Genomic DNA, 3,515 nt, shown 5'->3' on the forward strand with positions numbered 1-3,515 from the left:
TCACAATACGCTCATGCTCTGCGGTCACGAGAACCGGTTTGTCACGGGCACACGCATCGATAAAATGATTGGTTTCAGGGGCCATCGGCCCGGCATACGCATGGCCGACAAATTCACCCGGCATGGATGACATTGGGAACTGAATGCCGTTGTCTTCCGTATTCAGGACAACATCCTTGTGACTGTCGTCCACCATCAGGGCACCCTTGGTGCCAACCATTTCCAATGTCGTGCTCGAGTAATTCGGATAGCCGAGCGGCAGGATCCAACCCGCTCCGATGGTAAAGGAAATGCCATTGTCCATCGTCACGATAATCCAGGTACAATCGGGAGCATCGACCCCTTTTCCCTTCATGTAGCGATAGACATTCTGGGCATAAACCTTGACCGGCTTGGCAGGTTCCAGACACCACAGCACGAAGTCCAGATCGTGGGTGGCTTCCATTGCGGCCGGTGAAAGCTTGGTCCGGCCGGAAATCTTGTTTCCAAGACTGCGCGTGATGTGTCGGCTGACAAGCGCAGAGACCGGCTCTCCGAGTGTGCCGTTCAAAAGACTCTCACGGATATAGGCATATTTGAAATTGAAGCGCTGCGAATACCCGATCGTAAATTTGACGCCGTTCTGTTTTGAAAGCGCGACGAGCTCGTCTGCTTCTTCCAGGGTAATGGCAATTGGCTTTTCGAGGAAAACATGCTTGCCCGCCTGCAGCGCTGCCTTTGCCATCGGGTAATGGGTATCTTCCGGCGTGGCGGAGATAATGACCGAAGAAACATTCCGGTTCTCGATGATTTCCTGATAGGTGTCCGTTGCAGTCTCAGGAGCATATCGCTCCTTCATTTCCTTCAGTCGCTCGCTGCGCGTTTCAGCGATATGCATGGCTGCAACCTGCGGATTACGCGCCGCGGCCTCTATGCGAATTCCACCGCACCAGCCTGCTCCGATAACGCCCAGTTCGATTTGTTCCATACCCGTTTCCCCTATTCAAAGAGTGCTGCGCAGGCAGACCCCTTCTCTTGTTTCGGGCATGTTGGTCAAAAGGACTGTTTGGGTAAAATTCTGAATCTGCGTTGCTATATTCAATCTTCGCATCGCGTTGCTGCGCGCGTCGCTGCAAGCGTGTTCGTCAGCTCTTCCTGCAGAATATCGCTGAAGGCCTGGGCAGCCTGATTGAGCGGTTTCGCAGCCGGTTCGATACGGCTGTAGCTTACCGACAGTTCCGGGTTGGAAATCGGATGCAAGCGGCGGCGTTGTCCGTCCAGATCGGCTGCGCACATGATGCCGGGCAGGATCGTGTGCCAGTCAGAGCGCGCCACAAGGTCAATCGTTCCGAACATTGCATCGAGTTCCAGAACGCTTTCGGTCTGAATGTGATGCGCGGCGAAATAACGATCAATCCTGCGGCGTCGCGAGTTGGCAGGGCTTGGCAAGACGTATCGAAGCGGCGGGTGACCTTGCAGTTCGATCGATTGGAGATGTCCGTTTCCGGGAGCGCCGACAAGAAATTCCTGATCTGTCCCCATGGGCTCGGAACGGATGTTCTCATGGCCTTCAAACGCAGGAACCACGGCAAAATCCAACTCTTCCCGGCCAACGGCATCGATCAGCTGAAACGAATAGGCCTCAACCAATGACAAATGAACCATCGGGTAGGTATCGGTGAACCGCAACATGGCTTCACTCAGGACGCTTCGGGTCAATGTCGGGATCAGGCCGATACGTATCTGCCCCGTCATCGTTCCGGACACTCGTTTGAGCAATTCATCAGCCGTCGCGGCAGCGCGCAGGACCTCGATCGCCTTGGCGTAAAAGAGCCTGCCGGCTTCGGTCGGACTGACGCCCGTCGATTTTCGCGTCAGCAATTGGACACCATAGCGGTCTTCCAGTTCCCGGACTTGCATGGAGATGCCGGATTGCGTCGCGTGAACCCGGTTGGCCGCCGCCGAAAAAGAGCCTTCTTCATAGACGGCGACAAAGAATCTGAGTTGCTGAAGTTTCATACCGGGCTATCATTTTTTCTGTTGGCAAATATCATTGATAATGAGTTGCATTGAAGACCGCAAGATCTACTAACTAACAGAAGAGGTCCCAAAAAACGCGCACAAAACCAAATCGGCAAACAGGGCAACACTATGAATATACAGAATAAATCGTTTTGTATCGCAGTCGCCGGTTTTGGTTGGTGGGGTCAGCACATCGTCAACCGGCTGAAGTTGACCGAAGGCTTTTCTGTGCTCGCCGTGATCGAACCGAACAAAAAGGTTCACGACGATATCAGAGCTGCTGGACCGACACCTTACACCAGCCTCGAAGAGGTGTTGGAACGGGACGATGTGGATGCCGTTGTTCTGACAACACCCAATCCGATGCACGAAGAACAGGTGTGCAAATGCGCGGCTGCGGGCAAGCATGTATTTTGTGAAAAGCCTCTCGGTTTAACCGGTGCAAGTGCACGCCGTTCTGTCAAAGCATGCGAGGATGCCGGTGTCACGCTCGGCATTGGTCACGAACGCCGGTTTGAACCGGCCATGGAAGCGCTCAAAGCTGAAATCGACAGCAAGGGGCTTGGCAAGATCATGCATGCGGAAGCTGCCTTCAGTCACGACAAGCTGATCAATGTCCCCGCGGGAGACTGGAGAACGTCGAAGGCGGTTTCCCCGGCGGCCGGAATGACGGCGATGGGCATTCATCTTACCGATCTGCTGATTTCCTTTTTCGGTCCTGTTGCAACCGTTCAGGCGATGACGGCGGACAGGTCTCTTGGCTGGGAGACCGGCGATCTTGTTACCGTTCAGTTGGGGTTCAAGGCAGGCATGACGGCAACCTTGAGTGCCATTCTCCACACACCTCACTTCATCCGCATGCACGTGTTCGGCACCGACAAGTGGATCGAAGTACGAAACGACACCCATCCGGACACGCCCGGCGGCAAGGTCCGCTACGAAGAGTCCGTCACAGGTTCTCCGATAAAAGTAACCACATTCGACTGGACGGACGCAGTCGTCAAAAACCTGGACGCCTTCAAAGCGGCCTGCCTTGGGCGCCAGCCCTACCGCTTCTCCCATCAGGAGATGATCCACAACATAGAGGTCCTCGAGGCGATTGCGAAATCTGCCGAGACCCGGGAAACCGTTCACCTGCCCGCCCAATGATCACTTTGCCGAAAATCATGGTCGCACCCAATGGTGCGCGCAGAAACAAATCTTCTCACCCTGCCCTGCCGATAACGGTAGACGAGCTTGTGGCAACATGCAGGAGCTGCGCCGAAGCCGGCGCTGGCGGCGTCCATGCCCATATACGCGACGAGAACGGGCTGCACAGTCTCGATGCCGGATTGTACAAGGCGGTCATTGAGAAACTTCAATCGGAACTGCCCGGATGGTTCGTACAGGTCACCAGTGAGACCGCCGGACGGTTTACCGATGCGGATCAGCGTGAGCTGCTACACATTCTCCGGCCGAGATCTGTCTCCGTCGCACTACGTGAATTTCTTCCGGACACAAGTACGTTTAAAGCT

4 protein-coding genes are annotated in these 3,515 nt (G+C 54.9%); 2 read left to right on the forward strand and 2 right to left on the reverse strand.

What is annotated here, in order from left to right; genetic code table 11:
- Positions 1–967: Gfo/Idh/MocA family oxidoreductase (locus K5905_RS30020; RefSeq protein WP_297591342.1), on the reverse strand; the 967-nt coding region annotated here is incomplete at its 3' end.
- Positions 968–1,077: 110 nt separating this feature from the next.
- Entirely contained in the window at positions 1,078–1,998 is a 921-nt protein-coding gene (locus K5905_RS30025; RefSeq protein WP_297591344.1) for a LysR family transcriptional regulator, read from the reverse strand.
- Positions 1,999–2,130: 132 nt separating this feature from the next.
- Between K5905_RS30025 and K5905_RS30030 the strand changes: the two genes are divergently transcribed.
- Both K5905_RS30030 and K5905_RS30035 read left to right on the forward strand, forming a co-directional pair.
- Positions 2,131–3,150, forward strand: a complete 1,020-nt coding sequence (locus K5905_RS30030) for a Gfo/Idh/MocA family oxidoreductase (RefSeq protein ID WP_297591345.1) — start codon at positions 2,131–2,133, stop codon at positions 3,148–3,150.
- Positions 3,147–3,515: 3-keto-5-aminohexanoate cleavage protein (locus K5905_RS30035; protein ID WP_297591347.1), on the forward strand; the 369-nt coding region annotated here is incomplete at its 3' end. The genes K5905_RS30030 and K5905_RS30035, both read left to right, overlap by 4 nt.

Origin of the sequence: Roseibium sp. (assembly GCF_025698965.1) — a bacterium.
Lineage (GTDB): Bacteria > Pseudomonadota > Alphaproteobacteria > Rhizobiales > Stappiaceae > Roseibium.